24 protein-coding genes are annotated in these 23,050 nt (G+C 53.1%); 8 read left to right on the top strand and 16 right to left on the bottom strand.

The features are described from left to right. Positions 1-20: 20 nt before the first annotated feature. From cdsA to rpsB, 7 genes are all read right to left on the bottom strand, one after another. On the bottom strand, positions 21-878 hold the full coding sequence (gene cdsA, locus HEP82_RS10840) for a phosphatidate cytidylyltransferase (RefSeq protein WP_192458094.1): 858 nt from the start codon (positions 876-878) through the stop codon (positions 21-23). 9 nt (positions 879-887) lie between these two features. After that, complete coding sequence (gene ispU, locus HEP82_RS10835; protein ID WP_192458093.1) at positions 888-1,649, bottom strand: (2E,6E)-farnesyl-diphosphate-specific ditrans,polycis-undecaprenyl-diphosphate synthase; 762 nt, start codon at positions 1,647-1,649, stop codon at positions 888-890. A 184-nt stretch (positions 1,650-1,833) separates the two neighbouring features. Then, positions 1,834-3,027 carry a 1-deoxy-D-xylulose-5-phosphate reductoisomerase gene (gene ispC / locus HEP82_RS10830; protein WP_192458092.1) on the bottom strand — a complete coding sequence of 398 codons (1,194 nt, stop codon included), beginning with the start codon at positions 3,025-3,027 and terminating at the stop codon, positions 1,834-1,836. A 196-nt stretch (positions 3,028-3,223) separates the two neighbouring features. Further along, positions 3,224-3,781, bottom strand: a complete 558-nt coding sequence (gene frr, locus HEP82_RS10825) for a ribosome recycling factor (protein WP_015854654.1) — start codon at positions 3,779-3,781, stop codon at positions 3,224-3,226. Positions 3,782-3,919: 138 nt separating this feature from the next. Continuing rightward, positions 3,920-4,651 carry a UMP kinase gene (pyrH, locus tag HEP82_RS10820; RefSeq protein WP_015854655.1) on the bottom strand — a complete coding sequence of 244 codons (732 nt, stop codon included), beginning with the start codon at positions 4,649-4,651 and terminating at the stop codon, positions 3,920-3,922. 143 nt (positions 4,652-4,794) lie between these two features. Further along, the gene (tsf, locus tag HEP82_RS10815) at positions 4,795-5,652 is read right to left on the bottom strand and encodes a translation elongation factor Ts (protein ID WP_192458091.1); all 858 of its coding nucleotides are present in this window, start codon (positions 5,650-5,652) and stop codon (positions 4,795-4,797) included. A gap of 113 nt (positions 5,653-5,765) precedes the next feature. Beyond that, positions 5,766-6,491 (bottom strand): 30S ribosomal protein S2, encoded by a 726-nt coding sequence (gene rpsB / locus HEP82_RS10810; RefSeq protein WP_015854657.1) that lies wholly within the window; start codon positions 6,489-6,491, stop codon positions 5,766-5,768. A 375-nt stretch (positions 6,492-6,866) separates the two neighbouring features. Between rpsB and map the strand changes: the two genes are divergently transcribed. The 4 genes from map to HEP82_RS10790 all read left to right on the top strand — a co-directional run bounded on the left by map (position 6,867) and on the right by HEP82_RS10790 (position 11,866). Then, on the top strand, positions 6,867-7,661 hold the full coding sequence (gene map, locus HEP82_RS10805; protein ID WP_192458090.1) for a type I methionyl aminopeptidase: 795 nt from the start codon (positions 6,867-6,869) through the stop codon (positions 7,659-7,661). A gap of 115 nt (positions 7,662-7,776) precedes the next feature. Continuing rightward, a complete protein-coding gene (gene glnD / locus HEP82_RS10800) occupies positions 7,777-10,449 on the top strand; it encodes a bifunctional uridylyltransferase/uridylyl-removing protein GlnD (RefSeq protein ID WP_192458089.1) in 2,673 nt (890 codons plus the stop codon). Positions 10,450-10,546: 97 nt separating this feature from the next. Further along, positions 10,547-11,371: a 2,3,4,5-tetrahydropyridine-2,6-dicarboxylate N-succinyltransferase gene (gene dapD / locus HEP82_RS10795; protein ID WP_192458088.1), complete on the top strand. Its 825-nt coding sequence runs from the start codon at positions 10,547-10,549 to the stop codon at positions 11,369-11,371. 108 nt (positions 11,372-11,479) lie between these two features. Beyond that, entirely contained in the window at positions 11,480-11,866 is a 387-nt protein-coding gene (locus tag HEP82_RS10790; protein ID WP_192458087.1) for a DUF3461 family protein, read from the top strand. A gap of 66 nt (positions 11,867-11,932) precedes the next feature. Here the strand turns inward: HEP82_RS10790 and HEP82_RS10785 are convergent, their stop codons facing one another. The 4 genes from HEP82_RS10785 to syd form a co-directional block, all read right to left on the bottom strand. Then, positions 11,933-12,382 carry a flavodoxin gene (locus HEP82_RS10785; protein WP_192458086.1) on the bottom strand — a complete coding sequence of 150 codons (450 nt, stop codon included), beginning with the start codon at positions 12,380-12,382 and terminating at the stop codon, positions 11,933-11,935. A gap of 18 nt (positions 12,383-12,400) precedes the next feature. Beyond that, on the bottom strand, positions 12,401-13,186 hold the full coding sequence (gene truC, locus HEP82_RS10780; RefSeq protein ID WP_192458085.1) for a tRNA pseudouridine(65) synthase TruC: 786 nt from the start codon (positions 13,184-13,186) through the stop codon (positions 12,401-12,403). Positions 13,187-13,190: 4 nt separating this feature from the next. Then, positions 13,191-13,514: a YqcC family protein gene (locus tag HEP82_RS10775; protein ID WP_192458084.1), complete on the bottom strand. Its 324-nt coding sequence runs from the start codon at positions 13,512-13,514 to the stop codon at positions 13,191-13,193. Positions 13,515-14,147: 633 nt separating this feature from the next. After that, on the bottom strand, positions 14,148-14,696 hold the full coding sequence (syd, locus tag HEP82_RS10770) for a SecY-interacting protein (protein ID WP_192458083.1): 549 nt from the start codon (positions 14,694-14,696) through the stop codon (positions 14,148-14,150). A 265-nt stretch (positions 14,697-14,961) separates the two neighbouring features. Here syd and ppnN point away from each other — a divergent pair, with 265 nt between their 5' ends. Then, entirely contained in the window at positions 14,962-16,335 is a 1,374-nt protein-coding gene (gene ppnN / locus HEP82_RS10765; RefSeq protein WP_192458082.1) for a nucleotide 5'-monophosphate nucleosidase PpnN, read from the top strand. A gap of 59 nt (positions 16,336-16,394) precedes the next feature. After that, positions 16,395-17,156 carry a flap endonuclease Xni gene (gene xni, locus HEP82_RS10760; RefSeq protein ID WP_192458081.1) on the top strand — a complete coding sequence of 254 codons (762 nt, stop codon included), beginning with the start codon at positions 16,395-16,397 and terminating at the stop codon, positions 17,154-17,156. Between the two features lie 7 nt (positions 17,157-17,163). Here xni and rlmM read toward each other — a convergent pair whose 3' ends face one another. The 4 genes from rlmM to HEP82_RS10740 form a co-directional block, all read right to left on the bottom strand. After that, positions 17,164-18,264, bottom strand: coding sequence for a 23S rRNA (cytidine(2498)-2'-O)-methyltransferase RlmM (gene rlmM, locus HEP82_RS10755; protein ID WP_192458080.1), 1,101 nt, complete (start codon positions 18,262-18,264; stop codon positions 17,164-17,166). A 1-nt stretch (position 18,265) separates the two neighbouring features. Continuing rightward, positions 18,266-18,652, bottom strand: coding sequence for a DUF423 domain-containing protein (locus HEP82_RS10750; protein ID WP_015854669.1), 387 nt, complete (start codon positions 18,650-18,652; stop codon positions 18,266-18,268). Between the two features lie 41 nt (positions 18,653-18,693). Continuing rightward, positions 18,694-19,620, bottom strand: coding sequence for a transcriptional regulator GcvA (locus HEP82_RS10745; RefSeq protein WP_192458079.1), 927 nt, complete (start codon positions 19,618-19,620; stop codon positions 18,694-18,696). 330 nt (positions 19,621-19,950) lie between these two features. Continuing rightward, positions 19,951-20,172: a YgdI/YgdR family lipoprotein gene (locus tag HEP82_RS10740; RefSeq protein WP_192458078.1), complete on the bottom strand. Its 222-nt coding sequence runs from the start codon at positions 20,170-20,172 to the stop codon at positions 19,951-19,953. A gap of 173 nt (positions 20,173-20,345) precedes the next feature. Between HEP82_RS10740 and csdA the strand changes: the two genes are divergently transcribed. Both csdA and csdE read left to right on the top strand, forming a co-directional pair. Further along, positions 20,346-21,551 carry a cysteine desulfurase CsdA gene (csdA, locus tag HEP82_RS10735; protein ID WP_192458077.1) on the top strand — a complete coding sequence of 402 codons (1,206 nt, stop codon included), beginning with the start codon at positions 20,346-20,348 and terminating at the stop codon, positions 21,549-21,551. Between the two features lie 4 nt (positions 21,552-21,555). After that, positions 21,556-21,999 (top strand): cysteine desulfurase sulfur acceptor subunit CsdE, encoded by a 444-nt coding sequence (gene csdE / locus HEP82_RS10730; protein ID WP_192458076.1) that lies wholly within the window; start codon positions 21,556-21,558, stop codon positions 21,997-21,999. A 138-nt stretch (positions 22,000-22,137) separates the two neighbouring features. Here the strand turns inward: csdE and tcdA are convergent, their stop codons facing one another. Then, positions 22,138-22,965: a tRNA cyclic N6-threonylcarbamoyladenosine(37) synthase TcdA gene (gene tcdA, locus HEP82_RS10725; protein ID WP_192458075.1), complete on the bottom strand. Its 828-nt coding sequence runs from the start codon at positions 22,963-22,965 to the stop codon at positions 22,138-22,140. Positions 22,966-23,050: the final 85 nt, after the last annotated feature.

Genomic DNA, 23,050 nt, shown 5'->3' with positions numbered 1-23,050 from the left:
ATATCCGCCCCGTAACAGCCCTAAACAGCCTTGAACAACAATAGCATCAGGCAGGAAAATATCGGAATAGCCGCCGTCAGGCTATCAATACGATCCAGAACGCCTCCGTGTCCGGGAATCAAATGGCTACTGTCTTTAATGCCCGCTTCGCGTTTAAACATACTTTCGGTCAAGTCACCGAGTACCGACGCCAACGCCGCTATCACCGAACAGATAAGCAATGTCCGGGTGGAAATGGCCAGCGGCATATAATAACTGAAGAGCAGTGCGATAACGGCCGAAGTCAGCAAACCGCCCACAAAACCCTCCCAGGTCTTCCCCGGAGATACCCGGGGTGCCAGCTTGTGTCGGCCGAATAATTTACCGAATAGATAGGCTCCGCTGTCAGCCCCCCAGACCAGCAACATGACATACAACAGCCACCATGCACCGGTATACGGATTAACGTCATAATCGAACTGGCGCAAGGAAACCATCCCCCAAAAAAAAGGCACGATGGTAAACAGGCCGAAACCGAGACGCAGCAATCGCGACTGCCGCCAGAGCGCGGCGGATGTGGGATAAAACAACACCAAAATCAGCGCGCCTATCCACCAGACCACTGAGACCCAAAGAGAAATAGCGATGGGAAGTGTTGATGCCGAATAGTGATAATCAGGAAGCGTCAATAACATCAACGCCAGGATAAAACCGCAGATAATGGACAACCACACCCGCTGAGTATTGGAGACAAAACCAGCAAACTGTCCCCATTCCCAGGCAGCCAGCATACACACAGCCAGAGTGACCAAAGCAAATCCCAACGGCGACAGAAAGAACAGGGCGGCAATCACCAATGGGATCAATATGACGGCAGTGATTAGGCGATACTTCAGCAAAAGAGCCCCCTACGACGCACGCGCATCAATAGCTTCGGTTCCCCCAAAGCGACGCTCTCGTTGAGAAAAGGCATTAATAGCACCTTCAAAGGTTTGTTCATCAAAATCGGGCCAAAGCACATCCGTAAAATAGAGTTCGGCATAGGCAATCTGCCACAGCAGGAAATTACTGATTCGATGCTCTCCTCCCGTTCTGATCACCAGATCAACCGGTGCAAGATCGCTGAGGCAGACATAGCTGCACAGCATTGACTCATCGATATTATCAGGTCGAATGACGCCTTCCTGTACCTGCTCGGCAATTTTTTTAACGCCGTTGATGATATCCCAGCGGCCGCCATAGTTCGCAGCAACATTCAATGTCAGCCCGCTATTCTTCTCGGTCAGGGATTCGGAACGACGAATACGCTCCTGCAAACGAGCGCTGAAGCGGCTGATATCGCCAATCACACGCAGCCGTACATTATGCTTGTGAAGACTTTTTACTTCACTGTCTAGCGCACGAACGAAAAGCTCCATAAGTGATGCCACTTCCTGTGCCGGCCGGTTCCAGTTCTCACTGCTGAAAGCGTATAGCGTTAACGCTTCCATATGATGACTGACCGCATAGCTTACCGCCCGCCGTACCGATTTCACTCCTGCCTGATGGCCGAAGATCCTCAACCTTCCCCGCTGCTTAGCCCAACGGCCATTGCCATCCATAATAATCGCAACATGCCTGGGACCTTTGGGTAACAAGTTCTGACTGTCTTGTTGATTTTCAGAAGGCATAACGTGTTTTGATTTCCCCAAGCAAGAAAACAATAAATTGCTGTAGCTACCGAGTCTGATGCCATAAAAAAAGCCGTGAACCCGCACAGCTTTTCATCACCGTGATTTTACTGGCATCACTACCGGTATTGCGGCGCAGACTATACCATTTCAAGGGCATGTGAACAAACATGCCGACATCCGCTTATTGATAATGCTGCAACGCTTTATTGGCGTATTTCCGTGCCCAGCCGTCGATCGCCAGCACATCCTCAACACTGTCCGGCTCCGGCAACGACAAGCGCTCCAGAACATGACGATTTACCGCCGCAATATCCGTAAACCGTATTTCTGAGCGTAAAAATGCCGCGACGGCAACCTCATTGGCCGCATTCAACGTCGTTGTTGCTGCCTGCCCTTGATTACAAGCCTCAATAGCCAAATTCAGGCAAGGATAACGTTGATAATCCGGGGCCGAAAAAGTTAATGCGCCGATCTGGCAGAAATCAAGCGTTGCCGCACCCGAAAAAAACCGTTCAGGGTAAGCCATGGCATGAGCGATAGGAATGCACATATTCGGCGAGCCCAATTGCGCCAAAACGCTACCATCACGGTAACGCACCATCGAATGAATGACAGATTGGGGATGGATGATAACTTCCATCTCAGCTTCCGATGCATTGAACAACCACCGGGCTTCGATATATTCCAGCCCCTTGTTCATCATGGTGGCGGAATCTACGGAAATCTTGCGTCCCATGGACCAATTGGGATGCGCGCAGGCCTGATCTGGCGTAACCGAAGTCAGCGCCGCTACCGGTGTTTCACGAAATGGCCCGCCGGAACCGGTAAGAACAATCCGCTCAACCCCGTGTAACGCCAAAGAAGCAAAACCCAAGTGGCGTTGTACCGGTTCGGGCAGCCCCTGGAAAATGGCATTGTGTTCGCTGTCGACAGGCAATAACCGAGCACCATGCCTCTGGATCTCATCCATGAACAAACGCCCGCAGGTCACTAGAGACTCTTTATTGGCCAACAAGATCTGCTTCCCAGCCCGAATAGCGGCAAGCGTCGGCATCAGCCCGGCAGCGCCGACAATCGCCGCCATGACCTGATCCACATCCGGTAACGCAGCCAACTCGCAAGCGGCCTGTTCGCCTGATAACACCTCGGTATGGCACCCTTGCTGCCGCAGACATTGCCGCAACTCTCTTGCATCTGATTCATTAACCATTGAAGCGAAAGCAGGTTGAAATTCCAGACACTGCTCCAACAGGCGGGAAACATTACGGCCAGCTGCCAGCGCCTTTACCGAAAATTTGTCCGGATTGGCCCTTACCACCGCCAGGGAGCTGACGCCAATAGAACCAGTGGAACCAAGAATGGTCAGTTGCTTCATGAGTATGCTCTGAGAAACTGCGTTTGATTACGGGCGTTGAGCCAGTCTGTAGCGCAAGCGTCGAACTGTCGACTTCTCACATTCTGAAATGCGTGGCGTTACACAAAACGCAAGTACGGGAAACGAAAAAAACAAAGCGCCGTGGAAGGAAGGCACACAATTCCCTTCCCACCAACGGCGCACCGGACTACATCAATTAGAAGTCCATCAACTCTTTTTCTTTATCGGCAAGTGCCGCATCGACTTTCTTGATGAAGCTATCGGTCAGTTTCTGGATTTCATCCTGAGCACGACGTTCTTCATCCTCACTGATAGTTTTGTCTTTTAACAATACCTTCAACTTGTCGTTGGCATCGCGGCGAACATTACGAACCGAGACTCGACCCTGTTCGGCATCGCCACGCACAACCTTAATCAAATCTTTACGACGTTCTTCCGTCAGCGGCGGCAGTGGAACACGGATAACCGTGCCGGCAGACATCGGATTCAGACCCAGATCGGAAGCCATGATGGCTTTTTCCACCGCCGGCCCCATAGTGCGGTCAAAAACCGTCACCGCCAGTGTACGGGCGTCTTCAACTACGATATTCGCCAGTTGGCGCAGCGGAGTCGCACTGCCGTAATACTCGACATGGATACCATCCAGCAGGCTGGGAGAAGCGCGGCCGGTACGGATTTTACCGATCTGGCTCTTGAAAGCCTCTACGCATTTATCCATGCGTGTTTCAGCATCTTTTCTGATTTCGTTAATCACGTTTATGAGCCCTTGAAAACTGATTGGCCTGTCAGGTCACGCTTCGGCATGACCCGGTGAATCATTTCCGCCAGCATGACTGGCGATGCCTGGCGCCGCATTATGTCGCCAAAACAGGATATTACCTTAAAATAGACGTCAGCCGTTATTACTGATCAACGTCCCTTCTTTTTCGCCCATCACGACACGTCGCAGAGCACCCGGTTTATTCATGTTAAAGACCCGGATCGGCAGGTTATGATCGCGGGCCAGAGTAAAGGCGGCCAGATCCATCACTTTCAGCTCTCGCTCCAAGACGTCCTGATAAGTCAGAAAATCATGGAGGACTGCGGAGGGATCTTTCACCGGATCAGCGGAATATACGCCATCGACCTTAGTGGCTTTCAACACAACGTCAGCTTCGATTTCAATACCGCGCAGACAGGCGGCGGAATCCGTCGTAAAGAACGGGTTGCCGGTTCCCGCAGAAAAAATAACCACACGGTTGTTGCGCAACAGGCTGATCGCCTCCGCCCAACTGTAGTTGTCGCAAACGCCGTTCAGCGGAATGGCGGACATCAGGCGGGCGTTCACATAAGCACGGTGTAAGGCATCACGCATCGCCAAGCCATTCATTACTGTCGCCAGCATACCCATGTGGTCGCCCACAACACGATTCATCCCCGCCTTGGCCAGGCCCGCGCCGCGAAACAGGTTGCCCCCGCCAATCACTACACCGACCTGAATACCCAGTTCAACCAATTCTTTAACTTCCTGAGCCATGCGATCAAGAATGCTCGCATCAATACCGAAACCTTCGGTTCCCTGCAGCGCTTCGCCACTGAGCTTGAGCAGGATACGTTGATATACGGGTTTTGCATTGGTTGCCATGGTGTATTTGTCCTAACAGGCTGTCATCGTATTGGGGATTTGTTACTGCCATACCCGGCGAAGGAGAAGGGATCGCCAGATATATGAAATTCAGTTTGGCTGGATAAAAAGGAACCGCCAACTGGCGGCCCTTTTTTTGCATCTTAAGACTGCTTGCTCATCGCCGCGACTTCGGCGGCAAAATCAACTTCAGCTTTCTCGATGCCTTCACCCACTTCGAAACGCACGAAGCTGGTAACAGACGCATTGCTTTCTTTCAGCAATTGGCCAACGGTCTTGTTCGGATCCATAACGAAGTTCTGGCCGGTCAGAGAGATCTCACCGGTAAACTTACGCATACGGCCTTCAACCATTTTTTCTGCGATTTCACGCGGTTTGCCGGACTGCATGGCGATATCCAGCTGAATCTGGTGTTCGCGAGCAACCACATCGGCCGGTACGTCATCTGCATTAACGTACTCGGGTTTGCTGGCGGCAATGTGCATGGCGATGTGTTTGATCAGCTCTTCATTGGCGCCGGAAGCAGAAACCAGAACGCCAATGCGCGCACCGTGCAGATAAGCCCCCAAAGCATCGCCAGTCTGAACGGTGATACGACGAATGTTGATGTTTTCGCCGATCTTAGCCACCAGAGCGGTACGCTGTTCTTCAAATTTCGCTTTCAACACTTCGACGTCGGAAACGCGCTCATTCAGAGCAGCGGTAGCCACTTCTTCGCCAAAGGCTTTGAAGCCGGCATCTTTGGCTACGAAGTCAGTTTCGCAGTTCAGTTCAAGGATGACGCCGTATTTGCCGTCTGCTGCAATTTTAGTCAGGATGATACCTTCGGCAGCGACACGACCTGCTTTTTTCGCAGCTTTAGCCTGGCCAGATTTACGCATGTTGTCGATAGCCAGCTCGATGTCGCCATTGGCTTCAACCAGAGCTTTCTTACATTCCATCATGCCTGCGCCGGTACGTTCGCGCAGTTCTTTTACCAGGGCAGCGGTAATTTCAGCCATTATCTTTTCCTCGGTTATCTCGCGTGAGAGATAAGTAAAAAAGGGGGCCATAACAGGCCCCCTAACCAACATATGTATACCTGGTTAATAAGGGCTCAACAGAGCTGGCCTTATTATTCGGCTTCGACGAAGCTCTCTTCAGCCTGTTCAGCCAGATCCTGAGAACGGCCTTCGCGAACAGCGGTAGCCACAGCGCTCAGATACAGGGTGACAGCACGGATGGCGTCATCGTTACCAGGGATAATGTAGTCAACACCATCCGGATCGGAGTTGGTATCGACGATGGCGAATACCGGAATGCCCAGGTTGTTTGCTTCTTTGATGGCGATATGTTCGTGATCGGCATCAACGACAAACAGTGCGTCAGGCAGGCCGCCCATATCCTTGATACCACCCAGGCTGTTTTCCAGCTTATCCAGTTCGCGAGTACGCAGCAGCGCCTCTTTCTTGGTCAGCTTGTCGAACGTGCCATCCTGAGCCTGGGTTTCCAAATCTTTCAGACGCTTGATGGACTGACGAACGGTTTTCCAGTTAGTCAGCATACCGCCCAGCCAACGGTGGTTCACGAAGAACTGATCACAGTTGACGGCCGCTTCTTTTACCGCTTCACTGGCTGCGCGCTTAGTACCAACAAACAGAATCTTGCCCTTACGGGAAGCAATTTTGCTCAATTCAGCCAAAGCTTCGTTGAACATCGGTACCGTCTTCTCAAGGTTGATGATGTGAACTTTGTTACGAGCACCGAAGATGAACGGTTTCATTTTCGGGTTCCAGAAACGAGTCTGGTGACCAAAGTGTACGCCCGCCTTGAGCATATCGCGCATGGAAACAGTTGCCATGATTACCTCTATAAATTAAGTGTGGGGTTATGCCTCCACGTATCCCATTCGCCGACCCTGATAAAACGCCACCTGGGCACCCCGGCGGATGTGTCGATACGTGTGTGTTATACACATAGTGAGTTCAGTTCGAACCAGCAGATAAATCCAGACCGAAGCCAGAAAAATAGCCGCCGGATCACCGGCGCGCTTTATACCATAAACCATCACCAGACACCAACTTTTGTTGTATGTTACCGAGCGATAGGGCGAGTCATATGACAACCGCGTGAAAGAATCATGTTTGGCAGCATCCGGCAGGGCTGATACCATAAATCACTAACTTACCGATTTTTCGTTTTCGATGAAGAAAACGACACCTGCGGACAACGTTCAATGGCAATATCAATCAAAACCTCTGAAGATATCGAAAAAATGCGTGTGGCCGGCCGGTTGGCCGCCGAAGTGCTTGAAATAATTGAACCCCATGTAGTGCCGGGCGTCAGTACCGGGGAGCTGGACAGACTCTGCCATGAGCATATCGTCAATAAGCAGCAAGCGGTTTCTGCCTGTCTGGGATACCACGGTTTCCCGAAATCCGTGTGTATCTCCGTCAATGAAGTAGTCTGCCACGGTATCCCCAGCGACGACAAAATTCTCAAAGACGGCGATATCGTGAATATCGACGTCACCGTCATCAAGGATGGTTTTCACGGCGACACCTCAACCATGTTCATCGCCGGCAAACCGACTATCCTGGGAGAACGGCTTTGCAAAGTCACGCAGGAAAGCCTGTATCTGGCACTGCGCATGATCAAACCCGGCATTCGTCTGCGTTCGCTGGGGCGCGAAATCCAGAAGTACGTAGAAGCTCATGATTTTTCCGTAGTGCGCGAATACTGCGGCCACGGTATCGGCAAAGGATTCCACGAAGAACCGCAGGTACTGCACTATGACGCCGATGACGGCGGCGTGGTGCTGCAACCGGGCATGGCGTTCACCGTGGAACCAATGGTTAATGCCGGCGACTACCGCATTCGCACCATGAAAGACGGCTGGACGGTAAAAACCAAGGATCGCAGCTTGTCGGCGCAGTACGAGCATACTATTGTGGTGACAGAAAACGGCTGCGAAATAATGACGTTGCGAAAGGACGACACCATTCCCAACATCATCACGCATCAGGAATAAAACTAAGCCGGCGTCCGCCGGCTTTTTTATAACCATAATCCTGGCTGCCTTCCCGCCGGCCGTATACGGCAAACACATCCACACGACTCCTGGCCATCTTAACGAGCTGTATATCATGATCGACAGAGACCTTTCGCATGAACTTCCCGGCACCACGGGTTCGATCAATCCCCCGCCCGCCTCACCGTTGACGTTCAGCGACGACATGCTGGAATGCCAAATACTGAGGCAACATCTGGAAACGTTCCAGAACTGGCTGGCCGACGAATTCAAGGCCGGCATCAGCGCCGAAAACTTGGTGGACGCACGCACCCTGTTTATCGATCACCTGATGCAGCGCCTGTGGCGATTCTACGGTTTTGAACATGTGCCACAGACGGCGTTGGTGGCCGTCGGTGGTTACGGACGCGGCGAGCTGCACCCGCTCTCGGACATCGACTTACTGGTGTTAAGTCAGCACAAATTGACTGAAGCCCAATCGCAAACGATTGGCGCCTTCATCACCCTGCTGTGGGATCTTAGACTGGAGGTCGGGCACAGCGTGCGCACACTGGAAGAGTGTCTGCAGGAAGGCATCGCCGACATTTCCGTAGCCACCAACCTGATTGAGTCCCGCATGATATGTGGCGACGTGGCGCTGTTCCTTTCCTTGCAGAAACAGATATTCAGCGACGATTTCTGGCCTTCGGAAACGTACTTTCCCGCCAAAATCGCCGAACAGCGGGAACGTCATCAGCGTTACCACAGCACCAGCTACAATCTCGAACCTGATATCAAAAGCAGCCCCGGCGGGCTGCGGGATATCCATACGCTGCTCTGGGTCGCTCGCCGCCACTTCGGCGCCACCTCGCTCAACGAGATGGTGGGTTTCGGTTTTCTTACCAAAGCGGAACGAAACGAACTGAACGAGTGCCAGAGTTTCCTGTGGCGTATCCGTTTCGCCCTGCACCTGATACTGAACCGCTACGACAACCGCCTATTGTTCGATCGCCAGTTAAACGTCGCTCAACTCCTGCAATATCAGGGGGAAGGCAACGCACCGGTCGAACGGATGATGAAAGATTTCTATCGCGTCACCCGCCGAGTGGGCGAGTTGAACCAAATGCTGCTGCAACTGTTCGACGAGGCGATCCTGGCGCTGGAGACCAGCGAAAAACCGCGCCCGCTGGATGACGAATTCCAGCTCAGAGGCACGCTGATCGATTTACGCGACGCCACCTTGTTCGAGCACAAGCCCGAATCCATTATGCGTATGTTCTATCTAATGGCTCGCCATCAGGAGATCACCGGTATTTACTCCACCACGCTGCGTTTGCTGCGCCACGCGCGTCGCCACCTCAAACAGCCGCTGTGTACCATCCCGGAAGCACGCAATCTATTCATGACTATTCTGAGTCACCCTAAGGCTGTCAGCCGGGCGCTGTTGCCGATGCACACGCACAGCGTACTGTGGGCCTATATGCCGCAGTGGGGAAATATTGTCGGCCAGATGCAGTTCGATCTGTTTCATGCCTATACCGTGGACGAGCACACCATCCGCGTATTATTGAATCTGGAAAGCTTCTCCGAAGAAGCCACCCGCAAGGAACACCCGCTGTGCGTTGAGCTTTATCCGCGGCTACCGCAGCCGGAGTTACTGTTGCTGGCCGCCCTGTTCCACGATATCGCCAAGGGTCGGGGCGGCGATCACTCAGAGCTGGGCGCGAAAGACGCCCTGGAATTCGCTGCGCTGCATGGCCTCAACTCCCGTGAAACACAGTTGGTTTCCTGGCTGGTGCGCTGCCACCTGCTGATGTCAGTCACCGCGCAACGCCGTGATATTCAGGATCTGGCGGTCATCCAGCAATTCGCCGAACAGGTACAAAGCGAAACCCGTTTGCGCTACCTGCTCAACCTGACGGTAGCGGATATTTGCGCCACCAACGAAACATTGTGGAACAGCTGGAAACAGAGCCTGTTGCGCGAACTCTATCTGGCGACCGAAAAACAGTTGCGCCGCGGGATGCAGAACTCCCCGGATCTACGGGAGCGCGTGCGGCACCACCGTCTGCAGGCCATGGCGCTACTACGGATGGACAACATCAACGAAGAGGCGCTGCATGCCATCTGGAGCCGTTGTCGGGCAGACTATTTCCTACGGCATTCGCCGAATCAGTTGGCCTGGCACGCTCGCCATCTGCTGGAACACGATGCCAACAAACCGTTGGTGCTGATCAGCCATCAGGCCAGTCGCGGCGGCACGGAGATCTTTATCTGGAGCCCCGACCGCCCGTATCTGTTTGCTGCGGTGGCCGGCGAGCTGGATCGCCGCAATCTGAGCGTTCATGATGCCCAGATCTTCACCAGTCGTGATGGTATGGCGATGGATACGTTCATCGTGCTGGAGCCAGACGGCAGCCCGCTGGCCCCCGATCGCCATGACATGATCCGGCATGCCATCGAGCAAGCGTTGACGCAGCGGGACTATCAACACCCCCGCATTCGCAGGCCTTCCCCCAAGCTGCGTCATTTCAGCGTGCCGACCGAGGTCAGCTTCCTGCCGACGCATACCGATCGCCGTAGTTACATGGAGTTGATCGCGCTCGATCAGCCCGGCCTACTGGCGCGGGTAGGCGAAGTCTTCGCCGACCTCAATCTGTCGCTGCATGGCGCCAGGATTTCTACCATAGGGGAACGAGTCGAGGACTTATTTATTCTGGCAGATGGAGAAAGACGGGCATTAAGCCCCGAATTACGTCTCAAACTGCAGCAACGGTTGACAGAAGCCCTCAACCCAAACGATAAATGATCCCTGACTTGAATGTCTGGCCGCGCCCGGTATGAGATGCAACTTGCGACTCATGCATGACGTGGCCTGTTTTTGTTAATTACGAAAGAGAAACAGGATGCAGCAATTACAGAACATCATCGAAACCGCGTTTGAACGTCGCGCAGAAATCACTCCGACCAGTGTGGACAACGTAACGCGAGAAGCGATCAATCAAGTTATCAGCCAGTTGGATAGCGGCGTGCTGCGTGTGGCTGAAAAAATCAACGGTCAATGGGTCACTCACCAGTGGCTGAAGAAAGCGGTTCTGCTCTCTTTCCGCATCAACGACAACCGTCTGCTGGAAGGTGCGGAAACTCGCTACTATGACAAAGTGCCGATGAAATTCGCCGACTACGACGAAGCGCGCTTCCAGCGCGAAGGGTTCCGCGTCGTACCTCCCGCTAGCGTACGTCAGGGTGCCTATATCGCTCGTAATACCGTATTAATGCCCTCCTACGTCAACATCGGCGCTTATGTTGACGAAGGCACCATGGTAGATACCTGGGCGACTGTCGGCTCTTGCGCGCAGATTGGTAAAAACGTTCATCTTTCCGGCGGGGTCGGCATCGGTGGCGTACTGGAACCGTTGCAAGCCAATCCGACCATCATCGAAGACAATTGCTTCATTGGTGCACGTTCCGAAGTGGTGGAAGGAGTGATCGTAGAAGAGGGTTCCGTCATCTCCATGGGCGTATTCATTGGTCAGAGCACCAAGATTTACGATCGCGAGACCGGCGAAATCCATTACGGTCGCGTACCGGCGGGCTCCGTAGTGGTTTCCGGCAACCTGCCCTCCAAAGATGGCAACTACAGCTTGTACTGCGCGGTAATCGTGAAGAAAGTGGACGCCAAAACCCGCGGGAAAGTGGGAATTAATGAGTTATTACGCACCATCGACTAAACTAATTGGCGGGTAATAACCCGCCATTTTTTACGGCCTCAGGCCATCACACCCACACGGCGTTCAGCCATTTAGCTTACGGCCAACGAAAACAAAAAAGGTGGTGCTATGTACGACAATCTGAAAAGTCTGGGGATTACCAATCCGGAAGATATTGATCGCTATAGCCTTCGTCAGGAAGCCAGCAACGATATTCTTAAGATCTACTTTCGCAAGGACAAAGGGGAGTTCTTCGCTAAAAGCGTCAAATTCAAATATCCGCGCCAACGAAAAACCATTGCAGCAGACAACAATGGCCAGGGTTATAAGGAAATTGACGAGATCAGCCCCAACCTACGTTATGTCGTCGATGAACTGGATCAACTCTGCCAGCGCGATCAGGCTGAAGTGGATTTAAAACGCAAAATCCTGGCGGATTTACGCCATCTTGAAAACGTTGTCACTAATAAAATCAATGAAATAGAATCAGATCTGGAAAAGCTGACCAAACGCTGAGACGGCATCGAACTACCGTGTGAGGCACCACACCACGCCTCACACGAATCCTTCCACTTGTTGATTTTACGACACCAACGATGCCCAGCTTTCTACCCACGGACAAGAAATGACCTCCGGCTCAGGGTGCTCCGTCGCATCAATTTCCAGCACCTCGCCGACACGTTTGGCGCCCATTTCCTGCAATTGAGCATCAAACAAACGGCCTCCGCCGCAGAAATGTTCATAGCTGCTATCGCCCAGTGCAATCAGGCCGTAGCGGACTTCAGGCTGATAACCGATTTTGTCGCGCAGCGCGCCATAAAGAGGAATGAGGGATTCCGGCAATTGCCCCTGCCCAGTAGTAGAAGTCACGACCAGAATGACGTCATTGCGATAAGCCATCCAGTCATCAAGCGCAGCCTCCTCAAAGACTTTCACTTCATGTCCGTGCTCGCGCAGAATATTCTCCGCCTCCTCCGCCACCAGCAACGCATTGCCGTAGACAGTGCCAACAAAAATACCGATTCGCGCCATAACGCCTATTCTCCCGTTTTATGCTGACGTCAGCCCGCTATCCTGCCGCCAGTCAGATCCAAACTCAACCCTTTCAAGATCAGGGATACCGCCCTGCCAGCCAAACTGCGACATAACCCCCTGCCAGCGTTGATCCCAGCGGGCATAAATATCCAGAGGAACATGGGTGATCGGATGGTTCAGACACAAACGGCTGGCGTGCAGCATCAGTCTGGAACAGGAAAAATGCGTGGCCATACCGCGATTCTGGCGCAGATCGCCGTGCGTGGTATCGCCGATAATCGGGTGGCGGATATGCGCCATATGACGCCGTAACTGATGCTTGCGGCCAGTTTTGGGGTGGAGTTCAAGCAGACTGTAACGGGAGGTCTCATACCGCCCAATCGCAACCGGCATTTCGGCTCTCGCCAATGCGCGATAAGCGCTGACGGCAGGCTGAGGGGCTTTATTCGGATCCGCGTACTTATCCGCGATGCGATCCAGCTCCTCGGTCAAGGCATAATCGATGATCCCCTCATCCGCCACATATCCGCGCACAACGGCATGATAGGTTTTCTCCATCTGATGCTGCTCAAACTGTAACGCCAGCATCCGAGCCACTTCCGGCGACAAAGCCATCAACAACACACCCGATGTAGGCCGATCGAGACGATGAACCGTAAACACATGCTGACCAATCTGATCGCGCACGGTCTGCATGACAACCACTTTCTCTTTGCGATCCAGCCAGCTCCGGTGCACCAGCCATCCGGCCGGCTTATTAACGGCGACCAGATAGTCATCCTGATAAAGTATTTCCAGCATCGGCTTACCCAGTAAACAAGTCGTCAAACCGACGCAGCTCAGCCAACAGTGGCGTGATACTTTCGGTTCGGCCGTCAAATGCCGCTTCGAAATACGGCAGAATCGCGACACGTTCAGGCAGTGGTGCATCACCGTCCAGCAGCGCGTGCATTCTTGGCAGGAGCACCCATTGTAGCCACTGTTCCGCCTGCATACTGTCAAGACAAAAAGGTTGAATGCTGGTGAAAGCCGCGTCGTCCGGCGGGACACTCTGCCATAAAAGGCTCGCTTTCAGCGCTTGTTCAATACCAAACAGGGATTGCCGAACCTGGATTTTGGGATTACTCATGCGGGATCTCATCGAGCTGAAAAGGCGGCAGAGCATAGCACTATTCATGTTTTCAGACATACTGAAACAGAAAAAAGGGGGTACTGAATCAGTACCCCCTTTTAGTCTGCTGCTTTACAGCACTCCCGCTATAAAATTGCGTCCCTGCTCATCCTTGAAAAAAATCTCCTTTTGGTTTTCCTAACCCGCGATCCTTGCTGACGATCCTTCTTTCATCCTGACAATCGATCCTTCTTGATCATCCATGACCTCATTCCCTTTTTAGGCTCCTGCCCCACCGGCATTCCCAAACCGGCTCTCATTCTCCGTCCTGGAGGTGTCCCTTATTTCATCCTGAAAAAAGAGTCTGGTCGTAACCAGGCACCTCACTCATCATCCTGATGAAACCAGAGATACTTCGTTACTGTGTTACGAAACTGAATAATAAGATGTATTAATTGAATCGAATCGGCAAGCCACCTAAATAGCGCAATCTCCCGTTGAAAGAACGTATCAGAGGCTAACTATCATTAATTCATTAATTAATAATAAAAAATTAAAATCTAAACCTTAGCTTAATATTAAATATGAGAGATCGCTTACACACAATGTGAGAGATCTCTTACAAACAGAAAAGCGAAACACGATTCCGGATTACATAATTATTGGCTGAAGCTTATACAAAAAGTCAGTCAGGCTGGGAGCAAGCACTTGCCGCTGAGACGTACCGAACTCCTCCAACAGCACCTCACCGCTGATATTACACAGAGAGATAAGCGTCATTTCTGAATCCGTACTGGCAAGAAACAGTGTCGGCGACAATTTAAGGCGTTTTTGCGTTAGCAGGTGGCCGATAAGATTTTCCTGCATACGTATAAAATCCCCTTCGTTCCAGGCTTGCAGCAACGAACAGCGGATATCGCCGAACTCGGCATCCATGTCACCGGCATATTGGTAGGAGAAGAACGTATGCGCGTCAGGATGCACGCTAATGTCCAATGCCCGCTCCACGCCATCAAGGCAGTATGTGGCGACCGGTAATTGCGGCAACCAGAAAACGCACTCATCGCCGTTGTCCGTTATGCAGGGAGAAGGAACGCCATATAACGCCGCGCTGGCCGGAGGATGCCCGGTTTCCCGACGCCACAATTCGATATAACGTTGGGTAAACGCCTGCAGTGCCTGTGATACCTGATGTTCCATTAAGTCCCTCGTCAATTTACCCGCACCCTTTCATCAGGCGGAACCGCCCGCAGCAATCGCCCCATTCGGGAGCACGAAAATCATTTTATCCCGACAACACCCGCCAACGTCGACAAATACCATGAGAAAATGCGCAGCGTCGCGCAACTTTATCGGCCGAACTTTGCTTCCCTTGGCAAAAAGGTCTGCCGCACGTTAAGGTGAAGGGGTCGATCCGACTCGTGTTGGACAACGGCCGAAACACATTGCGTTATCAGGGAGTAGCATGATTACACATATCAGCCCGTTGGGTTCCATGGATTTACTGTCGCAGCTGGAAGTAGATATGCTGAAAAAGAGCACAACCAGCAGCGATCTTTATCGATTATTTCGAAATTGTTCTCTCGCCGTACTGAACTCCGGCAGTCAGACGGACAACAGCAAAGAGTTACTCTCCCGCTACGAGGACTATGACATCAACGTGTTGCGTCGCGAACGTGGCGTAAAACTTGAATTGGTCAACCCACCGGAAGACGCCTTCGTCGACGGTGAGATCATCCGCGCATTGCAGGCCAACCTGTTCGCCGTCTTGCGGGATATTCTGTTCGTCAACGCGCAGATCACCACCTCAGGCCGCTACCAGAACCTGGAACTGGATCCGGAAGACTCTGTTCACATTACCAATCTGGTGTTTTCGATTCTGCGCAACGCCAGAGCACTGCATGTGGGTGAAGAGCCTAACATGGTCGTATGCTGGGGCGGGCATTCCATCAATGAAACGGAATACCTTTATGCCCGCAAAGTCGGTAGCCAGTTAGGTTTGCGCGAACTGAACATATGTACGGGTTGCGGCCCGGGCGCGATGGAGGCGCCGATGAAAGGCGCCGCTGTCGGGCATGCCCAGCAGCGCTACAAGGATGGCCGTTTCATCGGGATGACCGAACCGTCGATCATTGCGGCAGAGCCACCAAATCCACTGGTGAATGAATTGGTCATTATGCCGGATATCGAGAAACGCCTTGAGGCATTCGTTCGTATCGGCCACGGCATCATCATCTTCCCTGGCGGCGTGGGAACCGCAGAGGAGTTCCTCTACCTGCTGGGGATAATGATGAATCCGGAGAACAGCGAACAGGTACTGCCGATCATTCTCACCGGACCACAGGAAAGCGCCGATTACTTCCGGGTACTGGATGAGTTTATCGTCAGCACGCTGGGCCGTCAGGCTCGCCGCTATTATTCGATCATTATCAACGACGCGGCGGAAGTCGCGCGGCAGATGAAGAAAGCCATGCCGTTGGTGAAAGAGCATCGCCGTCATACCGGCGACGCTTACAGTTTCAACTGGTCTTTGCGTATCGCACCGGAACTGCAATTGCCGTTTGAGCCGACCCATGAAAACATGGCAAGTCTCAATCTGCATCCGGATCAACCCTCGGAGCAGTTGGCGGCGACGTTGCGTAAAGCGTTCTCCGGCATCGTTGCAGGTAACGTCAAGGAAGCGGGCATTCGTGCCATTGAGAAACTGGGCCCTTACAAACTGCGCGGTAATGCGGAAATCATGAAAGAAATGGATCGTCTACTGCAAGGCTTCATGTCTCAGCAACGGATGAAGCTACCGGGCAGCATATACGTTCCCTGTTATGAAATCTGTGCCTGATTTCTTCCCCTATCGGCAGCGGTGATTTCCCGCTGCCATTTCACTGCGAATGCCGGATTATGCCTGTACACCTGCTGATTGTTGATGCCCTTAACCTTATCCGTCGGATCCATGCCGTGCAGGGCTCACCTTGTGTGGCCGCTTGCCAGCATGCGTTGAAACAGTTGATTCGGCACAGCCGGCCTACCCACGCAGTCGCAGTCTTTGACGACGAACAGCGCACGCAAAGTTGGCGGCATGAACTGCTGCCAGACTACAAAGCAGGCCGTCCGTCTATGCCGGAGAATCTGCATCAGGAACTGCCACAAATCAAAGACGCTTTTCTGGGGCTAGGCGTCGATAGCTGGCACTCGCCGGGTAACGAAGCAGATGACCTGGCGGCTACACTGGCCAGCAAAGTCGCGGCACAGGGCCATCAGGCGACGATCATATCCACCGACAAGGGTTACTGCCAACTATTGGCGCCGACCATTCAGATTCGCGACTACTTTCAGAAACGCTGGCTGGATGTGCCCTTCATCAGGCAGGAATTCGGTGTCGAACCCAGGCAGTTGCCGGATTACTGGGGGCTGGCGGGGATAAGCAGCAGTAAGATCCCCGGCGTGAGCGGCATTGGCCCCAAAACCGCAACGAGCTTACTGCACCAAGCTGGATCACTGGATGCGCTGTACCAGCAGTTAGAACAAATCCCTGAAAAATGGCGACGCAAACTGGTGGAACAACAGGAGATGGCGTATCGCTGTCGTCAGGTCGCCACGTTAAAAATCGACCTGGAACTTAATGGCAACCTGCAACAGCTCAGGTTGCCAATCGGGGAATGACACACACTCAGCGTTCGTCGCGACGCCCGGGAATCGCACTCCAAATCCGCCGCACATGCACCGTCACCTCTTCTCGGTCATGGTACAACTGCTTGGCGTGAATCTCTGCGTTAATGCCGCCCTCCAGTAAACGCTGAGTCAATTTTTCCAGATTCAGCGCGACTTCTTCATAGCGCTTTTTCATCGGCAGTTTGAGATTGAAAATCGCTTCCCGGCACCAGCCGTTTACCAACCAGTCAGCCATGCGGCTGGTGACTTTAGCCGGTTTTTCCACCATATCGCACACCAGCCAGTAGATGTTATTGCGCGGCGGCTCAAAGCGAAAACCATCCGCCTGATGATGAATAACCTGTCCGGTATCCATCAGGCTCTGCGCCATCATGCCGTTATCCACGGCATGCACCATCATACTGCGCTTCACCAGTTGATAGGTCCATCCGCCCGGACAAGCGCCGAGATCCACTGAGTACATTCCACTTGCCAGCCGCTCATCCCACTCATCCGCTGGAATAAACACATGAAATGCCTCTTCCAGCTTAAGCGTCGACCGGCTTGGCGCATCGGAGGGAAACTTCAGACGGGGGATCCCCATGTAAAACGGTGAATGGTTGTTGCTGTAGGAGTAGCCGACGTAACAACAACCAGGGGCGATAAACAGTACATGAATCACTGGCCGGTTAGGTTTCTCCTGCGCCAGCAGAATCTTGTCGTTCCGCAGCGCGGTGCGCAGTGGAACCGTAAACTTGCGGCAAAATTTCATCAGTTCCTTGCACTCATTGGTATCAGGAACCTCGACCCGCAATTCTCCCGCGCGATCCACCACGCCAGTCAGCATACCTACGATGGGTGTAATGCGATCTTCCGACGGCAGATCGCGCAGCAACTCGCCACACACCATCATTTGACGAGCAAAAATCAGATCGCGGAAAGGTAATTCACGCACCAAACGATCAGCGTCTTCATGCTGATAACACTCGAAAATTACATAACCGCTGTTATCTTTTACCCGCACAAAACCATAAATATCGCGGCGCCCCGCTTTGTCGGTAATCTCCGCCGCGCACTCTTTCTCAAATCCCGGCCGACAATACAAAATCACTTTATTCATGCTACTCAGCCTTCTTCTTCAGGCGAAACGCCCCAATCAGCAGCAAAAGCCACCCAGTCAGAAAACAGACGCCGCCTACCGGCGTAACAAATACCCACATTCTCAAGCTGGACAACGCCAGGCAGTACAGGCTGCCGCTGAACAACACAATACCCAACGCCAGGGAGACCGAACTCCAGTAAAACCACACGTTGGCGCGTTGGCTCATGGCGACAGAAAGCACCAGGATCACCAACGAATGAAAGGCCTGATATTGCAGGCCGGTATGCAGCCAGCCCATTTCGGCGTCCCCCAAAGACTTACTCAATACATGGGTGCCGAACGCGCCTAACGCCACGTACACAAAACCGCTGACGGCGGCAAATATCAGCATGAAACGACTGTTCATCAAGCGCTCCATTATTAAAAAAAGAAGCTGAGCCCGGGAGCTCAGCGTGAACCGTTATCGTAGCGAAAGCGAAACTTCTCCTGTTCGCCGGCCGCTCGCGCCAGAATCCACTGGCGAAAGGCGGCTATTTTACCCAGTTCAGCCTGACTGTCATGACAAACCAGATAAAACGCATTCTTGCTGACCAGCACATCGTTGAACGGGCAAACCAGACGACCGGCTTCAATCTCAGTCTGGGCCATCACGTTGTTAGCCAACGCCACCCCTTGCCCATGAATAGCCGCCTGCAACACCATCGCACTATGGCTGAAAATCGGCCCTTGCTGGACATTAATCTGCGAAATGCCCAACTGCCGGGTATAAGCCAGCCAGTCACGTCGGGAAGCATCGTGCAACAATGTGTGCCATGCCAGATCCGCCGGTGTCTTGAGCGGATGTTCACCGGTCAGCAGCAAAGGTGAGCAGACCGGCAGCAGATACTCGGCATACAATTTTTCCACTCTTAATCCCGGCCAGTTGCCGCGTCCGTAGAAAATCGCCACATCCACATCATCCGATAAACGCTCCTCCTCCCGATCGACAGCCTGAATCCGCACATCAATGCCCGGGTATTCGGAATTAAAACTCGACAGGCGCGGCACTAACCAGTGGATCGCGAAGCTCGGCAGCAAGCTGACTGTCAGCGCGCCTTTGGCGCTACGAGCCTGCAACTTGCGAGTCGCCTCATTTAAAGCAGAAAAAATTTCTTTTATATCAAGAAAATAACTTTGTCCTTCTTCCGTCAACAGCAACGAGCGATTGCGTCGACGGAACAGCTTCAACCCGAGAAAATCTTCCAGGGATTTGATTTGATGGCTAACGGCAGCTTGTGTCACAAACAGCTCTTCTGCCGCTTTGGTAAAGCTGAGATGCCGGGCCGCGGCATCAAAAACACGCAACGCATTAAGCGGCGGTAATCGTTTCGACATACATCAGATTCTTTAAGCAGGGCCAACTTCAGACGGAGACAAACGTGGTTTGCCATTAGTTTTTATAATCCGAGGCATTATAAATTGTCCGTTGAGGATGCACCAGCAAATACCTATAGTAGCGCCACTTCCCTGAGCCGGAACGAAAAGTACCGATGATTGCCTGACGTGCTTTTGGCTTGTGGTTGTGATGTTGTGTTTGCTATTTGTTTATTGTCTGCATTTCAGACGCGGTAGCCTAGCTACCTATATTTCCTGTACATTTACCCTGTCTGTCTTAAGTCTTTATACAGCACCGCATTTGCGGTGCTTTTTTTGTTTGTGACAACCCTATTTCACCCTCTCAATCTGCTTCACATTGTCTTTATTGAGCTGCTGTTGACGTCCCCAGGCATCAGTAAAAGCGATCATACCGGTCTCTTCGTCAACTCTGGGTTTGCCTTCGGCGATAATAGCGTCGCCGTCCTGGGTCGTCAGCACATAGTTACTGGCACAGCCAGCGATTAGGAATGGAGCCATCAGCACCACAGCAGTCAATACTTTATGCTTCATAAAGTTCCACTTTCCATTGCTAATTTCAGTAAAAATAAAATTTTTGAGATAAAATTTCACTATTAAGCATAGCAACGTCTTCGTTGCTCGCAGCAGAATCAGACTAGGGATCGTCCTAAACTTGTTTCAGCCGATAAAATGGGACAGGATCGAAGCCTCAACAGAGGACAGCCATGACACCGTTTAACCTTCACCATTTCCGCCAGCAGTTTCCTGCGCTTCAGCACCCCGGCGTTTATCTTGATAGCGCGGCAACTGCATTGAAGCCGACTGCGGTAATCGACGCCGTTCGGGATTGCTATGCCAGCCCATCCGGCAATGTGCACCGCAGCCAACACCATGCCGCTCGCGCGCTTTCCGATGCTTTCGAACAGGCGCGAGATGATGTCGTCAGGCTTCTGGGCGCAGAGAGTCGCCGCAATATTATCTGGACGCGCGGCGCAACGGAGTCCATCAATCTGGTTGCCCAAAGTTATGCCCGCACCTACCTTCAACCCGGAGATGAAATTCTGGTCAGCGAAGCGGAGCATCACGCCAATCTGGTTCCCTGGCTGCTCATCGCGCAGCAAACCGGCGCCAGGGTGATTAAGCTGCCGTTGGATGACCGCTATCTGCCTGATATCCGCCGTCTACCCGCTTTACTGACGGAAAAAACCCGACTACTGGCCATCACGCAGATGTCCAACATCACCGGCGGCATGCCTGATTTGCACCAGGCCGTCACGCTGGCGCATCAGGCAGGGGCAGTGGTCATGGTTGACGGCGCGCAAGGGATAGTACATGGCGCAGTGAACGTCGCCGAGCTGGATATTGATTTCTATGCTTTTTCTGGCCACAAGTTATACGGCCCTACCGGAATTGGCGTCTTGTATGGCAAATCCGAATTGCTGGAACAAATGCCCCCGTGGCACGGCGGCGGAAAAATGATGTCCAGCGTCTCCTTCGAAGGGTTCGAAGCCTTGACAGCACCACAGCGTTTTGAAGCTGGAACGCCGCATATTGCCGGTGTGATCGGTCTGGCGGCTGCGATTAACTGGTTGCAACAGCAGGACAGGCCTGGCGCAGAACGGCACAGCATCGCCCTGGCCGAAAATGCCGAACGCCAGCTAAGCCAACTGCCCGGTTTTCGCAGTTTCCGCAGCCCGGACGCCAACCTGCTGCCTTTTATCTTTGAAGGCATCCACCACAACGATCTGGCGACGCTGCTTTCAGAGGAAGGTATCGCTCTGCGGGCCGGGCATCATTGCGCGCAGCCGATGACGGCTGCACTGGGCGTTACAGGCACGGTTCGTGCCGCCTTCGCGCCTTATAACAGCACCGAAGATGTCACTCGGCTGGTTGCTGCGACACGCAAAGCGCTTGAATTACTGATGGACTGAACCAATGACCACCCACACCCCGCAACACCCATTCGGCACTGCCGTTGACGAAAACTCGCTGCTGGAACGCTTTGGCGCCTGCCGTTCCTGGGAAGAACGTTACCGGCAGATTATCCTATTGGCTAAAGCCTTACCGACGATGGCGGATGAATACCGGCAGGAGCAGATTGCGCTTTCAGGCTGCGAGAATAGGGTCTGGCTGGGCTACGAACGGCGTACCGACGGCACGCTGCATTTTTATGGCGACAGCGATGGCCGTATCGTACGCGGCCTGCTCGCCATTCTGCTCACCTCGGTGGAGGGCAAAACCGCTGCCGAACTTCGCCAGATGGACCCACTGGCGCTGTTTGAACGCCTGGCGTTGAAACAGCAGCTCAGCGCATCCCGCGCCGGCGGGCTAGCGGCGCTGGCCGCCAGGGTCCGCGATATCGCCGGCCAGGAAGACTAGCGGCGTTCAACGGTGGGGCTAGCGATTACCCGCTGCTGCCCCATTGCATCCTCTCAACTCTCAACCGCCGATTTCTCACCTGATTATACGGTTCGTTAAGCCCAATTGCGGCTACATATCGGCAGAACAACGCCAATTTCAGGCAACGCCGGTCTCCGATAACGCCTGCCGTTGTGCCTTCGCCATCATTTTTTTCAGCGCGTGGGACACCGCGACAAAACCAAACGTCGCGGTCACCATAGTGGCGGCGCCAAAACCAGCGGCGCAATCCATCCGTTTGACGCCGTCGGCCGTACTGCGGGATGCGCAAACCGAACCGTCCGGCTGCGGGTAAACCAGCGGCTCGCTGGAAAACACGCAGTCAATACCCAGTTTGCCCTTGCTGTTCTTCACGATGTTAAAGTCATGTTTCAGTCGCTCGCGCAGCTTGGCGGCCAGGGGATCCTGAATGGTTTTGGCCAGGTCGGCGACGTCAATCCGGGTAGGGTCGATCTGCCCGCCAGCGCCGCCTGTCGTCACTACCGGCACCTTGTTGCGACGACACCAGGCCAACAGTGCCGCTTTCGGACGCACGCTATCAATGGCATCAATAACATAACTGAAATGCTGATCGAGCAACGTCTGAACGTTATCGGCGGTAATAAAATCATCCACACACGTCACCCGGCACTCCGGATTAATCGCCAGAATACGTTCGGCCATCACTTCCGTCTTCGGCTGGCCGGTATGCTGACGCAGAGCATGGATTTGCCGGTTGGTATTACTTACACACACATCATCCATATCGATCAGGGTAATCGCGCCAATGCCGGTTCGGGCTAATGCTTCCGCCGCCCAAGACCCCACGCCACCGATGCCAATCACACAAACATGGGAATCGGCGAACAACGCCAGCGCCTTTTGACCATACAGCCTCGCCGTTCCGCCAAAACGTTGCAGATAGCTTTCGGATAATTGCGTACTCATACACCACCTTCACTCGGTCACAAACGGCAGCGATGATACCCCAGCCGCTAAAAATTGCAGAGAAAATTGCCGTATCGGGAATCAT

Source organism: Musicola keenii (genome assembly GCF_014855505.1).
Taxonomy (GTDB): Bacteria; Pseudomonadota; Gammaproteobacteria; order Enterobacterales; family Enterobacteriaceae; genus Musicola; species Musicola paradisiaca.
This window is presented reverse-complemented; position numbering and strand designations above follow the sequence as displayed.